The following is a 16,704-nucleotide window of genomic DNA, read 5'->3' on the forward strand; positions in this document are numbered from 1 at the left end:
GGAATGAATCCCCCTCCTCTTCATATAGTGGTAGAAAGGAGGGGTTTTTTATGAGATTCTTATTGTTTACGGTTGTCTTCTTCCTTATAGCAGCCGTTATTAAAATAGATTTGACGGAAGGTACTGTTCCCCTTGCCGCCTTTGATACAGCACAAGAAATTCAAGCTTGTGAACAGCAAATTTCAATAAAAGCTCTGTCCGTGGCGACAAATGCAGGAGATACGGTTCAAGGGTTGCTGGCAGCCTATCCGTCGGAAGTCGAAGTGTCCTATCCTGAGCGGATGGCCCAGTTTTACGAACTAAATCCGCACTTGCAAAAACAATCCATGGTGCCTGGAGAACTCATTAAAATACCAATCTATGATAAAATAAAAAATGAGTGCTGAATATCATATCAGTCAGGCGTTTTAAACTCCGGCTGATTAAAGTAAAAAAAAACGTTTCTTCCTTGTTCATCTTTTACGACACTGATAAAATAATAAAAGTGTGGTATGTTAGAAAAACACAACTCGACCAAAAGTCGAGTTCATGTCTTTTCTTATGCGGATTTCCTTGTTAACTTTATAGTTACCTATCCGCCAAAAGAAACATAAAGATACGTACCTCGATATAAAGGAGAGAATCTTCATGAGTGAAATAACTCACCGTACAAAAACGCGTCCCGTGCGTGTTGGTAATTTAACGATTGGTGGTAGTAACGAACTATTCATCCAAAGTATGTGTATGTCAAAAACACATGATGTCGAAGCAACAGTTGCAGAAATTCTTCGCTTGGAAGAAGCAGGTTGCCAAATCGTGCGTGTTGCTGTTCCGGATGAACGTGCAGCAAATGCCATTGCTGATATAAAAAAACGCATCCATATTCCGTTAGTAGCGGATATTCATTTTGATTATAAACTGGCTTTAAAGGCGATCGAGAACGGGATTGACAAAGTGCGCATCAACCCGGGAAATATCGGACGCCGCGAAAAAGTTGAAGCTGTTGTAAATGCTGCAAAAGCAAAAGGAATTCCAATCCGCATCGGTGTAAATGCAGGGTCATTGGAACGCCATATTCTAGAAAAATATGGTTATCCAACTGCAGATGGAATGGTAGAATCCGCTTTGCATCATATTAAAATTCTGGAAGATCTCGATTTCCACGATATCATCGTTTCCATGAAAGCATCTGACGTAAACCTTGCCATAGAAGCATATGAAAAAGCGTCAAAAGCTTTCGATTACCCGCTTCACCTTGGCATTACAGAATCAGGCACTTTATTCGCAGGTACTGTTAAATCAGCAGCCGGGCTTGGAGCAATCCTATCAAGAGGCATCGGCAACACATTGCGTATTTCTTTATCCGCAGATCCCGTGGAAGAAGTAAAAGTTGCCCGTGAACTATTAAAATCATTCGGCTTGGCATCGAATATGGCTACATTAATTTCTTGCCCAACTTGCGGCCGTATTGAAATTGATCTAATTTCAATTGCCAATGAAGTAGAAGAATACATTTCCAAGTTGAATGTTCCATTAAAAGTTGCCGTTCTTGGTTGTGCCGTAAACGGCCCTGGAGAAGCACGCGAAGCGGATATCGGAATTGCCGGTGCCCGTGGCGAAGGATTATTGTTCATGAAGGGTAAAACGGTTCGTAAAGTACCAGAGGAAACGATGGTAGAAGAACTGAAAAAAGAAATCGATAAATTGGCAGCAGAAATGGTGGAAGAACGAGCTAAAGCAGAAGCCCAAAGCTTGAGCTAGGAGGTTTTTTTATGACGTCCAAGCAAAAACCGCGTTTTGGCATCGATATCGATGGAACGATTACGACTCCCGATACACTCATTCCGCATATTAATAAACAATACAAAACAAATATTGTGCTCGATGATGTCATTGAATACGATTTTTTAAGTGCTTTTCCCCACCCGGTGGACCGGAAAGAGTTCGCTAAATGGTTTAAGGAAAATGAAGCCTATATGTATTCGGTCAGCACGATTGCGCATGATGCACAGTCCATTCTTACCGCATGGCAGCACACATATGAATTGTTTTATATTTCGGCACGTGATTTAAGCGTATTGGAAATCACGCACAAATGGTTTAAGGAAAATAGAGTTCCCTTTCATCATATCGAATTGATTGGCAGCCATGACAAGCTGGAAATCGCTAAAAAACATAATGTAGAAGTCTTTTTTGAAGATAAGCATGACAATGCAGTCATGTTGGCCGAAGAGCTAAAAATTCCAGTGTTATTGTTTGATACGCCATATAACCGAAAACCTGCTCCAACAAATGTTGTGCGGATTAAAACTTGGCATGAAGCAAACTACTGGATACAAAAACATTACGAATAAAAAGAAGGCAGCATGTTCACATTGACATGCCGCCTTTTTTCATTTATTGACAAGGTGAAATCTTGTCCAATCATTGACTACGCCTTTTAGTAAGTATTACGGTACTTGTCCTATCGTCAAAATTAAAGAGTTCTCGAATGAAGCTTATCCTATATTTCCAGTATCCCCCTCGACCAACGATCCACAAATGTCTCAAATGGAATTCCATATTTATTGAAAATATCATGATAAACAAAATAAACGCCCAATTTTTCCAAGATTTCATCATCGATTCCCATCTTAACTTCCTTTCTTTACTTTTTTTTCAACGCTAGCCAACTACAAATTGTTAAAAAAGTTTCCACAAATAATGTGAGGAATTTAACATTATGAAAATTTTATTTTCGTTAAGATAATTACTAATAGGAGTATGTTGGAGGTTACATGATGAAAAGATTGTTAATTCTATTATTATTGGCATCTGCTTTAAGTGGTTGCGAAAGTACAATTTACAAGATAAAAGATGCTGCTTCAGGTATTGGGACAGCTGCAGATCAAGCGGCAAAAGCAACTTCATTGGATGCCCATGCGATACGGGCGATTGAAATTAACTATAATAATGAAACTTTCTCGATGAATGATTTATTTCAATCTATTTTACGTGATGTCCAGTGGAAATATGAGAACTCGGACAATTTGCAGCAAATATCAATCAAGGGAACTTGGCAAGATCCTTTGTTTAGCCATTACAACTTTTCCAATGAGCAAAAAGCAAATTTAAAAGAAAATGGAATTGTAAAAATAGAATTCACTGTTCAAGATTCACAGATAATACGAGAGTCTACTAAGCTGAAGATGGAGTTAAACGAGGAAGAAGCGGTAAAAATGGAAGGTGAAGATGCACTTACTTATCTGTATGATACTTATACTTCCATTAAGCAAGAACAATTACCCTTATTAATTTTTTAATTTTTAGAACTATCGGAAAATAATTGTGCCAAATGTTCTCTAATTTGTTATACTTTCCATAAATATTTTAATAGATTGGGGGAACTAGCATGCACAATACGAATATGCCCCTCACAAAGGATGAGATCTTCCCATTTCTTTGTCACATAAGCGAGCACTTTCAGAGCGGTATAGCAATCATTAATATAAAAAAAACTGATTTTCCTTTTGTTTATTGCAACGAAGCTTTCATATCATTGACCGGATTCTCGCGCGATGAATTAATCGGCAACGGCATTTCTTCATTAAGAGGCAGCATAACGAACGAGGAAATGGATGCAGAGCTTCTTCATCTGTTATCCAGTAAAGCACCTTTCGAAAAGAATGTCCTTCATTATCAAAAAGATGGAACTGCCTTCTGGAATCACCTTACCTTTCAGCCGATCAAAGAGCGAGGTGGCATTACTACTTACGCTTTATTGCACTGCAAAGATATAACAGAGCAAATGCTGAGCAAAATGCTGTCCAAATTGGAACATGAAGTATATATAGAATTAGAGAAAGATGGCGATTTAAAAAATACCCTGCAATTAATCGCCGAAAAGGTGGAAAGATATTATATCCGGGATATTTATTGTGCTATTCACATTGTAAAAGAGAACAGGCAGCTTCAGGCAATCGCAAGCGGCTCCCTTCCACTTAGAGTAATAAAAGCCTTAAATCATCTGGAAATCAGTCTTACTGCAAACTATAACGATAACGTAATTTATATCAATGAATTAACTTTAACCAACCATCATTATAATAAAATAATTCAAGGCTATAATCTTTCTTCCTGTTGGTCAAAGCCAATCTACTCGAACGAAAAAAAATTACTCGGCTATATTTCGATTTACATAAAAGAAAATCATCCATTAAAAAATGTGGATATTGAGTTTCTAAAAAAACTTTCGCCCATTATTGCACTTTCCATGAAATATGTGGAGCAAAAACAAGAACTGAAAAGATTGGCTTTCTTTGATAAATCGACTGGTCTGCCCAATTACTATAATTTTTACAATCAGCTCGAAAAATGGGTTGAAGACAAAAATAACGGTGCCATTTTATTGGTCCACCCGGGTGAATATTCAAGCATTGTAGATTTATATGGCAGAAAATTTGGAGATGAGCTAATCCATCAAATTGTCGTTCGTATTCTCTCATTGGCAAATCTCAAAGAAAAAATGATATATGTACGATTCTCTAATTCCTCCTTTATCGTTGCAGTTAAAAAATCAAATAAAAAATTAAATAACTTTATTAACCAAATTTTGCAGGTGACGACTTTTCCTTTCAGGATAGCGGATCGGGATATTTTCATCACCCTGAAAATAGGAATTTCCCATTTTGAAGAAAATGTAACGCTCGATGAAAGCATTCGCCGGGCAGATATTGCTCTAACAAATTCGCATTTTAAAAACTCAACCATCTCATTTTTCAAAAAAGAAACAGATGAAATTATACAAAGAGAGCTTAATATTTTAAATCAGTTGCATTTTGCTCTACAAAATGAAGAGTTCACGGTTCAATTGCAGCCAAAGATTGCTTTAAGCACTGGCACAATCGAAGGTTTTGAAGCATTGGCAAGATGGAATTCACCGGTACTGGGTAATGTGTCTCCATCAGAATTTATTGCGATTGCCGAAAAAAGCCGAAAAATAAATGAAATCGATATTTCTATTTTAAAATTAGTATTAAACTTTCTAAGTTCTCGGTTGAAAAATGGGCAGAAAATCGTCCCGATTGCCGTCAATATTTCACCCGTTCATTTTTACAGCGAATCTTTTGTTCTTGATTTCATTTCGTTGGTGGAGGAATACGAAATCCCTCCAGAGTTTATAAAGATTGAAATAACAGAAAGTGCCCAGTTGATGGATTTGGATAAGGCAAAAGAAATTTTGTCGGAGTTAAAAATGCTGGGCTATGAAAGTTCGATAGATGATTTTGGGGTCGGATTCTCAAGTTTAAGTTATTTGCAGCAGCTTCCTTTTTCAGAAATAAAGATTGACCGCAGTTTCATCAACAATATATCCAATGCCGAGATGCATGCAGTGGTCCAAACAATCGTGCAACTGGCAGAAAACTTAAGAATGCAAGTGGTTGCAGAGGGAATCGAAACTGCCGAACAGTTTTCGATTCTGCAAAAAATGGGCTGCAAATCCGGACAAGGATATTATTTTTTTAAACCAATGTCTTTGGAACAAGCCGAAAATCTCCTCGATACAATTTAATCGTCAATCCCATTTTCGCCTTCCGCAATTAAAAAAGCTGGAATACAGTTTCAATTTGCATTCCAGCTTTATGCGCTCAACCTTAATTTACTTTGTTTTCATCCACTAAATCTTCTGAGATAAAAGAAATTAAATCGCGTAGATTTTCAGGTGTAACACCGTGTCCATCCTCGTAAGTCTTAAAGGTTACATTACCTCCCAGTTCTTCGAAATAGTTTTTGCTATCAGTTCCCCACTGAATTGGATAAACATAATCATATTCCCCATGTGAAATAAAGATTTTTGTTCGATCGAAAGGTGCTTTTTTATATTCGTTCATTACAAATTCCGGTAAAAATCCACTTAAGGCAACCGTTCCGCTTATTAAATTGCCTAAAGTAAGTGTCAATGTTTCCGCAACAGCCGCTCCTTGATTAAAGCCGATTAAATAGATTTTCTGAATATCAAGCTGATATTGTTCAATTGCTTCCAAAATAAAGCTTTGCGTAAAGGTAATCATTTTATCAAATACGTCACGAATCGGTTTACCTTCTTCTTCAAAAGTATAAAAGGCAAAACCGGGTGAATGTGTAATAGGACCTCTTAAACTAAAAATATGGCATTGTCCTGTAAATTCTTCAACTAATTGCAATAGATCCTCCTCATTACTACCCAACCCATGGAATAAAAAAATCGCCGGCTGTTTTTCGCCATTTGCCGATTGATGCGGTGCAATATATTTAAATGTATAAGGTGATTTCATGTTTTTTAATTCCTTTCTCCATTAACTTTCCTTGATAGTTAGATTTTATCAGAGTTTCATAGGAAATATTTATTTTTAAATGAGATTGGCTTATATAGAACATTTGAACTAAATTATTTTTTGAAAAATTGAAAGTAATTTAGCTATAACAAATTTGAAAATAATGGTTATATGGTAAAAAAATATTAATAAATCGTTATTTATCGAATATTTTTAATATTTTAGCATTTTATTCTACGCTTTTATACTCAATTTCAACTTTTTGTCATTTTTCCATTGTCAATTATAGACATATTTCGTTACACTTAGGATAGGCATTACTAGAAATTTATTATTCTATTTAAGAGGTGTTTCATGATGTATGAAGAAATTACAATTGACCGTAGCATTTTTTTCATTGAACAACATCATATTGACACTTATAAAATTATGGCAAGCAAGATGAAAGACTATTCCTATATTTTGAATGAAGGAAGTCTCAACAAAGACGATGCTTGGATGATTGCGTTTAATGTATGGATTTTGCTGCTTCCTGACGATGATATATTCTTTGGATTGGAAGAAAAGTCGCTTTATTATACATCGATTTTCTTGATTTATAACGCTGTTAAGGAGGATCTCCATTTCCAAAAGCTAAAACAAAGAGGAGATTCATCGCCGGAATTGTTTTACCTTACATCGTTATATGTCGCAACCGGAATCATTAATTGGGTCTCAAGCGTTTCCGAAAAATATAACTTGCTGCATTTCAATAAAATGAAGTTCAGCCGAAGCTATTTTGATGCCCCCAACGGAAACGAAGAAGAAGTGAAACAATTTCTAGCCTTGCAGTCGAAATGTGTAAAAGCGTTTGTGCGCGAGCTGAAAGACGACGTTTTTTGCCATATGATTAAAAAGTGCTGTGATGATTCGTATTTCTTATATGTGGACAAGTTTCTTAATCAACGAGTGTAGCAATCTGTCATTGCCGAAAAGGATGTGTCTGCTGATATTTGCGACACATCCTTTTTTGCAAAAGGTAAATTGTTTATTTACCTAATCAATATAGGTTCATATGGGACAGTAATCGCATTTTTAAATTGTTGTTTCCTGTTCCGGGAAATCCCGACAATCACTGCCGTTGCAGGGCCGCTCGTTTTTTCCAGATCCAACTTGCACTCTACATGATTTTCGGGGAAAATTCTTTTCAATTCCGCGCCGATTCCCTTGGAACCCACAGGCCAAATCGTTTTGGCAATCCCTGAAGTCACCAGAAAGTACATTTCTTTTAATTTTGCAACATTTTGTGGCTGTTCAATTACCTCCTGTCCCACCAAAGGCTTGCCCAAAACATACCATTCGCAATTTTCGCTTGATACTTCATACTGCAATTGTCCGATCATCATTAAACCTAAACCCGATTGCAGGGATTCAAAGTTGGATTCTGTTGAGCCTTTTATCGGCGGGAGCGGCTTTTCGATTTCGTCAAATACCCATTCTATTCCCTTTTCATAATCGAACCAAGCATACTCTCCCGTAAAATTCGAGATGAAAATATGTGTTGGCTCTGCACCTGCACACCATTGTTCCAGCAAAGCAACTCTTGCAGAATAGTAAGCAGCCGTTGTATTGGAGACTTGTACTGCATCCAGCCTTTTTTCGCCGATACAACCTGAATTATCGATGGTTACGACCGTTGTTTCATTTATTTTCATGGCGTCTCTCATTCATTGCACACCTCTTCCCTTTTAAATACTCGAGTGATTGCCGGTAAAACAATTATTGCTACGACAGCATTGATGATCGTCGCAATCAGCAAACTCGGCACCGCGCTAAAAAAGAATGCCGGCGATATAAGAAAATAAAAAGGAAGTGCCGATCCTATTCCATTAGACACAATCAAAAAGATCCATTTTATGATATTGTAGCTTTTTCTATGTAGAACATTGAAAAGATATACGATGATAAACATTTCTGCTGCAATGATGAAATGGAATGAGCCAAGTGGGAATCCCGATAACATGGAGGTTGCCAAATGCCCCAATGCCCCTGCCAGCCCGGAGTATACAGGCGGTAAAAAAGCCACACTGATGAACGCCGGGGCAGAGTCTAATGCCGATGTTGCCAGAAAGCCCGGCACTTTAATAAAACTGCCTATGACACAAATCGCTGCTATTAATGCAGTTAAGATCAAAACCTTTAACTTTCGGCTTTCCATTTACCATTCCTCCCCTTTTAGAACTTCCGGTATGCCATACCAAATTCGTATCACGCAATCACTCTCCAAAAATAGTTTTTGATATAACCGCCCACACGCATCCCGTAATTTACGATCTTCCTTCTGCAATGGGACAATTCCCCTGCCAATGTCCGTACAAATGCAAATTACCTCTGCATTCTGGTCAATTTTCTTTAATGTATCAACTATGTTGGAGACGAGCCTTTCTTCCTCTAATTGATTTAAAGAGAGAAATATATCTTCGAAGTTCCCAATGATAATCTTATCATTCTTTGAAAACGAACGTTTTTCCGGAAGAACACCTTCATAAAAATGCAGATTCTTCGATGAATCTTTTTCCAATTTTCCTTTTACATATTTTCTTTTTCCATTATGGGCGCCTCCGATAATAACTCGCATCTAGCTCCCTCCTTCCTCTTTGCTATATCGGACCAAAAAAGGGAATAAACGCATCGATGTGATACGGCAATTTCTCTGAAAGACTGGGCATTTGGGCCAAAAAGTGAAATCAAGGCACGAATCACACCGCCATGAACAATAAAGGTATATTCCCCACTTTTTGAAACGATTTGCTGAAAAGAAACAGCTACTCTTTCTTTAAATTGCAGAAACTCCTCTCCGTTTGGGGGCGTTACGATTTCCGGTTGATCAATCCATTCCCGGTAAGTCGTTAGGTTCTTCAATTCCTCGTATGTTCTTAATTCATACTCTCCAAAATTTATCTCGCGCAAGTTTGGGTCGGCTAAAAAAGAAGCCTGCGGAAAGTACAACATTGCTGTTTCACGACATCTTTTCAAGTCGCTGCCATGAACGATTGCAGGTTTTATAGGTACTTTAAATACGCTCTCCTTTGCAATGATTGATTCGTCTGTCCAACCTAAATATTTCTTGCTTCTATTCGCTTCTGTTTTTTCATGGCGTATTAAATGAACAATAACATTCCCCACAAGAACACCTCTGTTCCTTCATATAGTGCTCCAACCAAGTCTCCGGACATTCCGCCAAAATTTTTGATCGTCCACTTCCGATAAAGAATGACAAAAAAGAGCATGCAACCAAACAAGAATATTCCTGCCAATCCAACGAAAAAATAGGCAGCACAGCAAAACATCACAGTATAAATAGCAAGGGAAGACCAAACTTCCTTTGGAATTACTTTCTCTTTAAAGTAAGTTGCCAGCCCCTTTTCTTTTGCTGGATTCATTGTAAGAAAATATATTAAGAGCGCCAAGCGGCTTAAAAAAGGAATCGCCATAAAATAAAAGTTAATGGAGAAAGAAAACCGATGTAAAGCTTCATAAATCAATCCTATTTTCAACAACAATAAAACAACAAGAAAAATTGCGCCGAAAGCTCCAATGCGGGAATCCTCCAAAATTTCAAGCCTGCGCGCCCGGTCTTGATAGGAGAAATAGGCATCTCCCATATCAATCCAGCCGTCCAAGTGGAGGCCACCTGTCATGACAATTCCCGCTATAACAACCAATATGGAGAATAGCAGCGGAGAAACTTGGAGATAGTCCAGATTAATTTCGTTCAATAATACCAGGGTAAAACCCATCAAGAGCCCTAATACGGGCATCATATAATACATTGCGGTAATCGATTTTGGTGTCATATGAAAGGATTTGGATAAAGGGATTGTAGTAAAAAATTGAAAAGACAACAGTAAACCAATTAAAGCATTTTTCAAATTCGACACCTTCTATTTCCGTCTTTTACTTATACTATAATCCATCTCATATGCTTCGTCACATTGTTCCACAATCCATTGGTGCAGCCTTCCGAGCAAAGAACAATATAGATTCACTTCGGGAAGTGAAGATATTTGTTCATCCAGCACTTCATTTGAAACAAGCAGAACAGAACATTGTTCCTCCTGCCAGTGTAGCAGTCGCTTTTTCAAAGAATCAATCGATTTCTCGATTTCAATCATTCTTAATTTATGTGCTAGATGTTCAGTTGCAAATAATACATTATTTAGCCAAGTTGTTAGGCAATCCCATAGTATTACCGCTTGCGGCTCGGAAACCTTGAAATCGAGTCGGTGCTGAATTTCGATTGTTGTCCAGTTCAAGCCCGATTGCCGACGGTCCAATTTATGGCGAATAATTCGCTTTTTCATTTCCTGATCGAAAGCAACACCTGGTGCTATGTAATAAAGAGTGCAGCAATTATTTTCCAAATAGTACTGTTTTGCCAATTTCTCTGCAAAAGCACTTTTTCCGCTTCGCACGCCCCCTGTAATAAAAATTAAGTTTCCCATACTTCCCCCTATTCAAATGTCAATTGTGAAAAAGGTTATCCAGGAAATATACCTGGATAACCATTTAGACAACTTGTTAATTATTTTTTGAACGCTTCAGGATAGATGGTCTCGGCAATCAACTCAACCGCTTCCCCAATTCGAGGTCCTGGACGATCCATTATATCTGGGCTTAGTAAAAATACTTCTTCATTCTGAATCGCTGAAATCGTGGACCATCCTTCACGGCTTAAAATTTCGCCTTTCGGATCTTCCGTATAGTTAACCGTCGAAATAATGGCTTCCGGATTGCGAGTGATCACATCTTCTTCCGATACTGCAAACCATCCTTGTTGATCCTCGTAGATATTCTCTACGCCTGCCAAATCAATAATTTCTTGCTGGAATGTGCCAGAACCAACTGACCAAATATCCGGTGATGGCGAAATTTCAAAATATACCTTTTTCTTTTCATCAATGGAAGCAGTTTTTTCTTGTACCGCTTCGATTTGTCCTTGGATATTCGAAACAATGTCATCCGCTTCTTTTTCAAGTTTTAATACCTCAGCCATTTGCTGAATATCTCCATAGACATCATCCACGGTTGCGGCTGTTTTAATAACAAACACTTTTAATCCTGCATTTTCCAATTGCTCCACATGGCTTTCTTCGCCAATTGTATAAGCGAAAACAACGTCTGGGCCAAGTTCGATGACTCTTTCCGTATTTACTGTCATCGTGTCGGTTACTCGTTCAATTTTTTGGGCTTCTTCTGGATATGTATCATATTCCGATGCACCAATAATTTGGTCTCCTGCACCAAGTTCAAATAAAATTTCGGTATTGCTTGGCTGTAATGAAACAATGGTTTTTGGCACTTCTTCGAAAGTAACCTCTACACCTCGATCATCCACCACTGTATAACTTCCCGTTTCGGATTTGGAAGAATCTGACTCCTCCGTTCCCTTACCTGTCTCCTTTGTATCGGAGCATCCTGCCAAAAGCAGTGCAATCGCTAATGGAGCAAGATATTTTTTGCTTAAAAAATTCATTTACTTTCCCTCACTTCTTCTTTGATGGATATGATTTGCTTATAAACGGTATTTCGATAACCCCGTGAATTTTATTCACATAGACTGCCATCACAAAAAATACATTTGCCAACAGTCCCAAATAATCGAATAAAATTTCCGGTACTTCCCGTTCTTCACTTACTTTGTGGAGTGCCCGATAAGATTTCTTGGCCTCACTCCGGCAAATATGCAAAAGTGACCCTGCAGTACTTCCTTGAGGCAGCAAAAATTGCTGGATGACGTCCCTCACCTCATTGACATAGAAATCATAGCGACTGCTCAACCATTCCAAGTCTTCTTGAGTAATTGCCAACTTTCCTCGCACCGAGCCATTTACATGATAAGCCATTGGTTGAATCATTTGCAGATCATCCAATACAACCTTGCATGGCACATCTTCACGCAGGATTGGCAAGACAGCTCCAATCCGAGTCGTCAATGAATCTGTCCGTATTTCATAGTCCACTAGACAACTTTTTTCACGCATAAACGGATAACAACTATAGCGGCTCTCTTTACGAATGCTTCCCACCTCCCCATCACCTGGCATAGTACCAGTTTCCCTTGTGAATTTCCGAGTCGGTTTTAAAGAGAAATGAAAAAGCCACCCTGGAATGGATGGCATAAAAATATAGAATACGATAGAAAGGTATATTTATTCTTAGGGCCGTTCATTCTCTTTAATTCCGAAGAGGATTATGACGATCAGAAAAAGATAGGTCTCCTGGCTTGTGCTTGGCATTTCCAGGAGCCTTCCCATCCATCAAGATAGTGGCATAGTTCCCGGAAACTATCACATACAGTTGCGGATACAGCTTCGGATTCTAACCGAATTCCCTATTAAAGCGTTGTTACACATCTTTTCCCTGCATATTTATTCACTTAAGAGCAATATAACATACTTTTCGATTGAGGTGTATTTTATTTTATTAAAAGAGAGATATTTGGCAAATTAACCACAATTTGCGCATTTTCCATATATTTCGAACTTATGTGATTCGACTGTACACCCCGGAAGCTTTTCGAAAATCATTTCCATTGGGCAAACCGCAATCTCTTTCACATTGCCGCATACCATACAAATAAAATGGTGATGGTGATGCTCCGACTCGCAATGCATTCGGAAATTTCTTTCGCCGTTCAACTCTGTTTCTTCCAAAATTCCAAGGTCCACAAAAGTTGCCAAGTTGCGGTAGATTGTATCAAAACTCATCCCTGGAAAATCTTTTTTCAGTACAGAAAGCAGGTCGCGAGCAGTTAAATATTTTTCCGTTTGTTCAAACATACTGAGAATCAACTCGCGCTTATCCGTTTTTTTATATCCGTTATCTTTCAGGATTTCCCAAGCTTTTGTTAAATTCATTGGACCTGCTCCCCTTTCTGCATTGCTTTAAGTACGATTTTTTTAGCCACGATGACAATCAATAAAATGATAATCGATGTAACCACAATGGTACCACCAGGCGCCAAATTTAAATAGTAAGCACTGACCAACCCAATGATTACCGCTGCTTCCCCAAAAAGAATGGAGAAAAGGATTGTTTGCTTAAATCCTTTTGCAATTCGCATACTGCAGGCAACCGGCAAAGTAATGAGCGATGATACCAATAAAATCCCCACGATTCGCATACTGGCAGCAATCACGAGCGCAACGACAATCATAAAAATGAAATGAATCCATTTTGCCGGAAGCCCACTCGCATTCGCATACTCTTCATCGAATGATAAAACGAACATTTCTTTGAAAAATAAAAATAAAAAGATAAACACAACAATGGCAATGGCAATAATTACCCATAAATCTTGTCTGGAAACTGCGGATACAGAACCAAATAAATAACTCATCAGGTCCGTGTTAAATCCGCTTGCCAAGGATACGAATATTGCCGATAGTCCGATTCCTCCCGACATGATAATTGGAATGGCCAGTTCTTCATAATGCTTATAAAGTCTTCGCAACCGTTCAATTAAAATAGAACCGCTGACGGATGCGACAATTCCCAAATAGATTGGATTCAATAATGCGAAAGCCGAAAAAGTCTGGCTTATGTACAAACTTCCGGCGATTCCCGCCAATGTCACATGCGATAAAGCATCTGCAATGAGCGACATTCTTCTTACAACAATAAACACGCCCAATAACGGTGCAATAATTCCGATAATCAGCCCCGAGAAAAAGGCGTTCTGTAAAAATTCATAGTTTAATAATGCTTCAATCATTTAGCCTTCTCCTCTTTAGTGAATCTTGCGGACTGCATGCCCATACCAATTTTCCAGCTCGGTTTGTGAAATCGACTCAAATTCTTCTTTAAATCCATGAAAATGGATGGTTTGGTTTAAGCAAGCAACATGGCTGATTCGATTAGATACTGTATCAACATCATGTGTAACCAAAATAATTGTCTTATTTTGTTCCTCGTTCAACTTTGCCAACATATCATAAAATGATTGAACATTTTCATGATCGATTCCGACTGTCGGTTCATCCAATATTAAGATCTTTGGGTTCGAAATCAGGGCTCTGGCGATAAAAACGCGTTGTTGCTGTCCGCCTGAAAGCTGGCCAATATTGCGCGAACTAAAATCCTCCATTCCCACAGAAGCAAGAGCTTCTTTTGCCAGGATTTTCGCATCTTTCGGCATTCTTTTAAATAGTCCGATTTTTTTCGTCAGCCCACTTTTGACGACTTCCTCAACCGTTGCCGGAAAACCTGAATTGAATGCATTGGATTTTTGCGACACATAACCAATCCATTCACGATGCGCGAAGGTCTCATTGGATTGGCCGAAAAGCTTAACCTCGCCGCTCATGGGTTTCAATAATCCCAGCAGAATTTTTAATAGAGTGGATTTCCCCGACCCATTGGGACCAAGGATGGCAAGGAAATCTCCTTCTTCTACCTTTAACGAGATGTTTTTTAACACTTGCGTATATTCGTATTGAAAAGACACGTTTTTCATTTCAATTAGTGGTTGACTCATTTTTTCTCTTCTTTCTAATTCATAATCATTACGATTTACATTTTGTTAGTATAGTTGATTGCGAGCGAAAAGTAAAGAAAGCGAATCGGATTTGGTTTTAGCTTTTTTCTGAAGAATCTCGAAAGGATGAATCAATTTGAAACAAATGGAATTCATTGAACAGTTTTTAACAAAATCGGATAAAGAAATTGCAAAGTTTTCAAGAGAATACGGTGTTGATCTTACAATCGAAGAAATACGTCAACTTCGCCCATTATCCGAACGCGCTTCTGTTACATGGCTGTTTACAGGAATACCGAATTCATTTTTAAAAGAAGTGGAAGAAATTATCGGGAAAAAAAAGTTGAAAAAGCTCTTAATGTACTTGGAAAATTACTAGGAGCTTATTTGTTGCCAGAATGATAATGAGCCGCCTCAGATACTTGAGTGCGGCTCATTTGCTTAAAAAGAGTTTAATATTCAACGATGATTTGCTTCACCACATCATCCATGTCAGGCTTTCGATTGTATGTTTGGTTTTGTGTCATGATGGCAAATGAATAGACCATTCCACTGTTCGCTTGTACATAACCTGCCAACGTGTATACTCCTTCTATATGGCCTGTTTTTGCGATTACCCGGTTTTTATAAGGCTCTTCCAGAAATCGGTTGAGTAGTGTACCTCCCATATAGCGATCTGTTCTTCCGCCAATCGGGAGATTTTTGTAGAGTAGCAAAAAGTTTGGATTTACCGCCATCTTCGACAATAAATCGGTAAGCTCATTTGCAGTCGCCCGATTATTCGGAGACATTCCAGAACCATCTTCCAGTTCCCATTTTTCCATTTGCAATCCCATTGAATTGCCGAAATCTTTCATCGCACGGATTCCTTCGTCCAAATTGCCTTTCCCCTTCACTTCGCTGCCCAATGTTTTCGTTAAAATATCGGCAATACTATTATTGCTCCACTTTAAAAAAGGAGCCATTAAAGAGTCGAGCGGCAAAGATTTTTTTGTCAAAACAAGGTTTGCCTCTTCCGGCACTTTTTTTCGTTCAATTTCACTATGATTGGCAAAGGTGATGCCAATTTCCTCCAAGTTGTCCTTCATTAACTGCAAAGTATTGAGTGTCGGATCGTTTAACGTGACCCAATCCTTGAAAGTGGTTTGAGAGGGTATATTTCCGGTAATCAAAATTTTGTTTGTCCCATATTCACGCAAAATTTCAATTGTATTCTTTTGGCTTTTTTCCACTGTACGCGCTCTATTGATTATTTCCATCCCACCGGCACCTGGCTCGGCCGTAACGATGGGTCTCCCACCAGGATTTACAGCATGCACATTGAGTATAATTGTTCCCGCGTCATAATCTTCATCAGGTGAAATTGTCAAAGCTGAAATTCGTGCAGCAAAGTAGTAGCTCTCATCTTCTTTCAAAATGCCTGGCGTTAATGGTTCACCTGAGAAAAAAGTATCATCTCCGTATAGATTTCCATTTACATGAGAAATGCCATAATGTTTCAAAGTGCTTGCCATGAATACTAAATCTTTCTTTTGTAAAGTTGGGTCGCCGCCGCCTTTTATATAAATATTACCATTCAGAACTTTCTCCTTCAGTTCTCCATCAATAAATAACTTTGTTTTAAAGCGATAATGAGGCTGGAGCTTTTCAAGAGCGGCAGCTGCCGTGAGCAGTTTGAGCGTTGAAGCTGGTTTCATGCCAACCTCTCCGTTTTTTTCGAAAACAAGCTCGCCACTGTCGATTTCACGAATCGATACACTAATATCTTCGTTTCCGAGACGGGTTTGCACTAAATCATCTAAATTTGCAAAGGCCCTGCCAAAAAAGCACATAAAAGCAAAAAGTAAAAATAAGGTTTTTGTTTTCATTTATTCTCCCACCAAATGCAAGTTGGTTTTATTGTTGGCTTTTTCA

21 protein-coding genes and 1 riboswitch are annotated in these 16,704 nt (G+C 38.4%); of the genes, 7 read left to right on the plus strand and 14 right to left on the minus strand.

Annotated elements, in window-relative coordinates; genetic code table 11:
- Positions 1 to 50: 50 nt before the first annotated feature.
- From D1B33_RS06550 to D1B33_RS06560, 3 genes are all read left to right on the plus strand, one after another.
- A complete protein-coding gene (locus D1B33_RS06550; RefSeq protein WP_118875565.1) occupies positions 51 to 386 on the plus strand; it encodes a hypothetical protein in 336 nt (111 codons plus the stop codon).
- Positions 387 to 627: 241 nt separating this feature from the next.
- Positions 628 to 1,740, plus strand: a complete 1,113-nt coding sequence (gene ispG, locus D1B33_RS06555) for a flavodoxin-dependent (E)-4-hydroxy-3-methylbut-2-enyl-diphosphate synthase (protein WP_118875566.1) — start codon at positions 628 to 630, stop codon at positions 1,738 to 1,740.
- Between the two features lie 11 nt (positions 1,741 to 1,751).
- The gene (locus tag D1B33_RS06560) at positions 1,752 to 2,333 is read left to right on the plus strand and encodes a hypothetical protein (RefSeq protein WP_118875567.1); all 582 of its coding nucleotides are present in this window, start codon (positions 1,752 to 1,754) and stop codon (positions 2,331 to 2,333) included.
- 149 nt (positions 2,334 to 2,482) lie between these two features.
- Here D1B33_RS06560 and D1B33_RS18730 read toward each other — a convergent pair whose 3' ends face one another.
- Positions 2,483 to 2,611, minus strand: a complete 129-nt coding sequence (locus D1B33_RS18730; RefSeq protein ID WP_267897030.1) for a hypothetical protein — start codon at positions 2,609 to 2,611, stop codon at positions 2,483 to 2,485.
- A gap of 148 nt (positions 2,612 to 2,759) precedes the next feature.
- On the opposite strand from D1B33_RS18730, the gene D1B33_RS06565 reads away from it, so the two are divergent.
- The gene (locus D1B33_RS06565) at positions 2,760 to 3,281 is read left to right on the plus strand and encodes a hypothetical protein (RefSeq protein ID WP_118875568.1); all 522 of its coding nucleotides are present in this window, start codon (positions 2,760 to 2,762) and stop codon (positions 3,279 to 3,281) included.
- Positions 3,282 to 3,370: 89 nt separating this feature from the next.
- Positions 3,371 to 5,530 carry a sensor domain-containing phosphodiesterase gene (locus tag D1B33_RS06570; RefSeq protein ID WP_118875569.1) on the plus strand — a complete coding sequence of 720 codons (2,160 nt, stop codon included), beginning with the start codon at positions 3,371 to 3,373 and terminating at the stop codon, positions 5,528 to 5,530.
- 82 nt (positions 5,531 to 5,612) lie between these two features.
- Here D1B33_RS06570 and D1B33_RS06575 read toward each other — a convergent pair whose 3' ends face one another.
- Positions 5,613 to 6,272, minus strand: coding sequence for an alpha/beta hydrolase (locus D1B33_RS06575; protein ID WP_118875570.1), 660 nt, complete (start codon positions 6,270 to 6,272; stop codon positions 5,613 to 5,615).
- Between the two features lie 354 nt (positions 6,273 to 6,626).
- Between D1B33_RS06575 and D1B33_RS06580 the strand changes: the two genes are divergently transcribed.
- Entirely contained in the window at positions 6,627 to 7,226 is a 600-nt protein-coding gene (locus tag D1B33_RS06580; protein ID WP_147370382.1) for a hypothetical protein, read from the plus strand.
- A 77-nt stretch (positions 7,227 to 7,303) separates the two neighbouring features.
- Here D1B33_RS06580 and D1B33_RS06585 read toward each other — a convergent pair whose 3' ends face one another.
- The 11 genes from D1B33_RS06585 to D1B33_RS06635 form a co-directional block, all read right to left on the minus strand.
- Positions 7,304 to 7,978, minus strand: a complete 675-nt coding sequence (locus D1B33_RS06585) for a hypothetical protein (protein ID WP_118875572.1) — start codon at positions 7,976 to 7,978, stop codon at positions 7,304 to 7,306.
- Positions 7,975 to 8,469: an ECF transporter S component gene (locus D1B33_RS06590; protein ID WP_118875573.1), complete on the minus strand. Its 495-nt coding sequence runs from the start codon at positions 8,467 to 8,469 to the stop codon at positions 7,975 to 7,977. The genes D1B33_RS06585 and D1B33_RS06590 overlap by 4 nt, the downstream gene beginning before the upstream one ends.
- Entirely contained in the window at positions 8,470 to 8,889 is a 420-nt protein-coding gene (locus tag D1B33_RS06595; RefSeq protein WP_118875574.1) for a bifunctional adenosylcobinamide kinase/adenosylcobinamide-phosphate guanylyltransferase, read from the minus strand.
- Positions 8,841 to 9,437 carry a histidine phosphatase family protein gene (locus D1B33_RS06600; RefSeq protein ID WP_118875575.1) on the minus strand — a complete coding sequence of 199 codons (597 nt, stop codon included), beginning with the start codon at positions 9,435 to 9,437 and terminating at the stop codon, positions 8,841 to 8,843. The genes D1B33_RS06595 and D1B33_RS06600 overlap by 49 nt, the downstream gene beginning before the upstream one ends.
- Complete coding sequence (cobS, locus tag D1B33_RS06605) at positions 9,413 to 10,183, minus strand: adenosylcobinamide-GDP ribazoletransferase (RefSeq protein ID WP_118875576.1); 771 nt, start codon at positions 10,181 to 10,183, stop codon at positions 9,413 to 9,415. The genes D1B33_RS06600 and cobS overlap by 25 nt, the downstream gene beginning before the upstream one ends.
- A gap of 12 nt (positions 10,184 to 10,195) precedes the next feature.
- Complete coding sequence (locus tag D1B33_RS06610) at positions 10,196 to 10,756, minus strand: bifunctional adenosylcobinamide kinase/adenosylcobinamide-phosphate guanylyltransferase (RefSeq protein WP_118875577.1); 561 nt, start codon at positions 10,754 to 10,756, stop codon at positions 10,196 to 10,198.
- 80 nt (positions 10,757 to 10,836) lie between these two features.
- Positions 10,837 to 11,787, minus strand: coding sequence for an ABC transporter substrate-binding protein (locus tag D1B33_RS06615; protein ID WP_118875578.1), 951 nt, complete (start codon positions 11,785 to 11,787; stop codon positions 10,837 to 10,839).
- A 10-nt stretch (positions 11,788 to 11,797) separates the two neighbouring features.
- Complete coding sequence (locus tag D1B33_RS06620; protein WP_118875783.1) at positions 11,798 to 12,331, minus strand: hypothetical protein; 534 nt, start codon at positions 12,329 to 12,331, stop codon at positions 11,798 to 11,800.
- Positions 12,332 to 12,505: 174 nt separating this feature from the next.
- Positions 12,506 to 12,686: riboswitch (cobalamin riboswitch) on the minus strand.
- Between the two features lie 74 nt (positions 12,687 to 12,760).
- Positions 12,761 to 13,171, minus strand: coding sequence for a Fur family transcriptional regulator (locus tag D1B33_RS06625; RefSeq protein WP_118875579.1), 411 nt, complete (start codon positions 13,169 to 13,171; stop codon positions 12,761 to 12,763).
- Positions 13,168 to 14,028, minus strand: coding sequence for a metal ABC transporter permease (locus tag D1B33_RS06630; protein ID WP_118875580.1), 861 nt, complete (start codon positions 14,026 to 14,028; stop codon positions 13,168 to 13,170). Before D1B33_RS06630 ends, D1B33_RS06625 begins: the two co-directional genes overlap by 4 nt.
- A gap of 15 nt (positions 14,029 to 14,043) precedes the next feature.
- On the minus strand, positions 14,044 to 14,790 hold the full coding sequence (locus tag D1B33_RS06635) for a metal ABC transporter ATP-binding protein (RefSeq protein ID WP_118875581.1): 747 nt from the start codon (positions 14,788 to 14,790) through the stop codon (positions 14,044 to 14,046).
- A gap of 136 nt (positions 14,791 to 14,926) precedes the next feature.
- On the opposite strand from D1B33_RS06635, the gene D1B33_RS06640 reads away from it, so the two are divergent.
- On the plus strand, positions 14,927 to 15,169 hold the full coding sequence (locus D1B33_RS06640; RefSeq protein ID WP_118875582.1) for an endonuclease IV: 243 nt from the start codon (positions 14,927 to 14,929) through the stop codon (positions 15,167 to 15,169).
- A gap of 73 nt (positions 15,170 to 15,242) precedes the next feature.
- Here the strand turns inward: D1B33_RS06640 and dacB are convergent, their stop codons facing one another.
- Positions 15,243 to 16,658, minus strand: coding sequence for a D-alanyl-D-alanine carboxypeptidase/D-alanyl-D-alanine endopeptidase (dacB, locus tag D1B33_RS06645; RefSeq protein ID WP_118875583.1), 1,416 nt, complete (start codon positions 16,656 to 16,658; stop codon positions 15,243 to 15,245).
- Positions 16,659 to 16,704: the final 46 nt, after the last annotated feature.

The organism is Ureibacillus yapensis (genome assembly GCF_003515775.1).
Lineage (GTDB): Bacteria > Bacillota > Bacilli > Bacillales_A > Planococcaceae > Ureibacillus > Ureibacillus yapensis.

Excerpts from the sequence above, each read along its gene's own strand:
- D1B33_RS06625 (WP_118875579.1), bottom strand. The coding sequence starts at position 13,171 with ATGAATTTAACAAAAGCTTGGGAAATCCTGAAAGATAACGGATATAAA.
- D1B33_RS06585 (WP_118875572.1), bottom strand. The coding sequence starts at position 7,978 with ATGAGAGACGCCATGAAAATAAATGAAACAACGGTCGTAACCATCGAT.
- D1B33_RS06635 (WP_118875581.1), bottom strand. The coding sequence starts at position 14,790 with ATGAGTCAACCACTAATTGAAATGAAAAACGTGTCTTTTCAATACGAA.
- dacB (WP_118875583.1), bottom strand. The coding sequence starts at position 16,658 with ATGAAAACAAAAACCTTATTTTTACTTTTTGCTTTTATGTGCTTTTTT.
- ispG (WP_118875566.1), top strand. The coding sequence starts at position 628 with ATGAGTGAAATAACTCACCGTACAAAAACGCGTCCCGTGCGTGTTGGT.
- D1B33_RS06595 (WP_118875574.1), bottom strand. The coding sequence starts at position 8,889 with ATGCGAGTTATTATCGGAGGCGCCCATAATGGAAAAAGAAAATATGTA.
- D1B33_RS06560 (WP_118875567.1), top strand. The coding sequence starts at position 1,752 with ATGACGTCCAAGCAAAAACCGCGTTTTGGCATCGATATCGATGGAACG.
- D1B33_RS06615 (WP_118875578.1), bottom strand. The coding sequence starts at position 11,787 with ATGAATTTTTTAAGCAAAAAATATCTTGCTCCATTAGCGATTGCACTG.
- D1B33_RS06580 (WP_147370382.1), top strand. The coding sequence starts at position 6,627 with ATGATGTATGAAGAAATTACAATTGACCGTAGCATTTTTTTCATTGAA.
- D1B33_RS06575 (WP_118875570.1), bottom strand. The coding sequence starts at position 6,272 with ATGAAATCACCTTATACATTTAAATATATTGCACCGCATCAATCGGCA.
- D1B33_RS06630 (WP_118875580.1), bottom strand. The coding sequence starts at position 14,028 with ATGATTGAAGCATTATTAAACTATGAATTTTTACAGAACGCCTTTTTC.
- D1B33_RS06570 (WP_118875569.1), top strand. The coding sequence starts at position 3,371 with ATGCACAATACGAATATGCCCCTCACAAAGGATGAGATCTTCCCATTT.
- D1B33_RS18730 (WP_267897030.1), bottom strand. The coding sequence starts at position 2,611 with ATGGGAATCGATGATGAAATCTTGGAAAAATTGGGCGTTTATTTTGTT.
- D1B33_RS06590 (WP_118875573.1), bottom strand. The coding sequence starts at position 8,469 with ATGGAAAGCCGAAAGTTAAAGGTTTTGATCTTAACTGCATTAATAGCA.
- D1B33_RS06610 (WP_118875577.1), bottom strand. The coding sequence starts at position 10,756 with ATGGGAAACTTAATTTTTATTACAGGGGGCGTGCGAAGCGGAAAAAGT.
- D1B33_RS06565 (WP_118875568.1), top strand. The coding sequence starts at position 2,760 with ATGAAAAGATTGTTAATTCTATTATTATTGGCATCTGCTTTAAGTGGT.
- D1B33_RS06550 (WP_118875565.1), top strand. The coding sequence starts at position 51 with ATGAGATTCTTATTGTTTACGGTTGTCTTCTTCCTTATAGCAGCCGTT.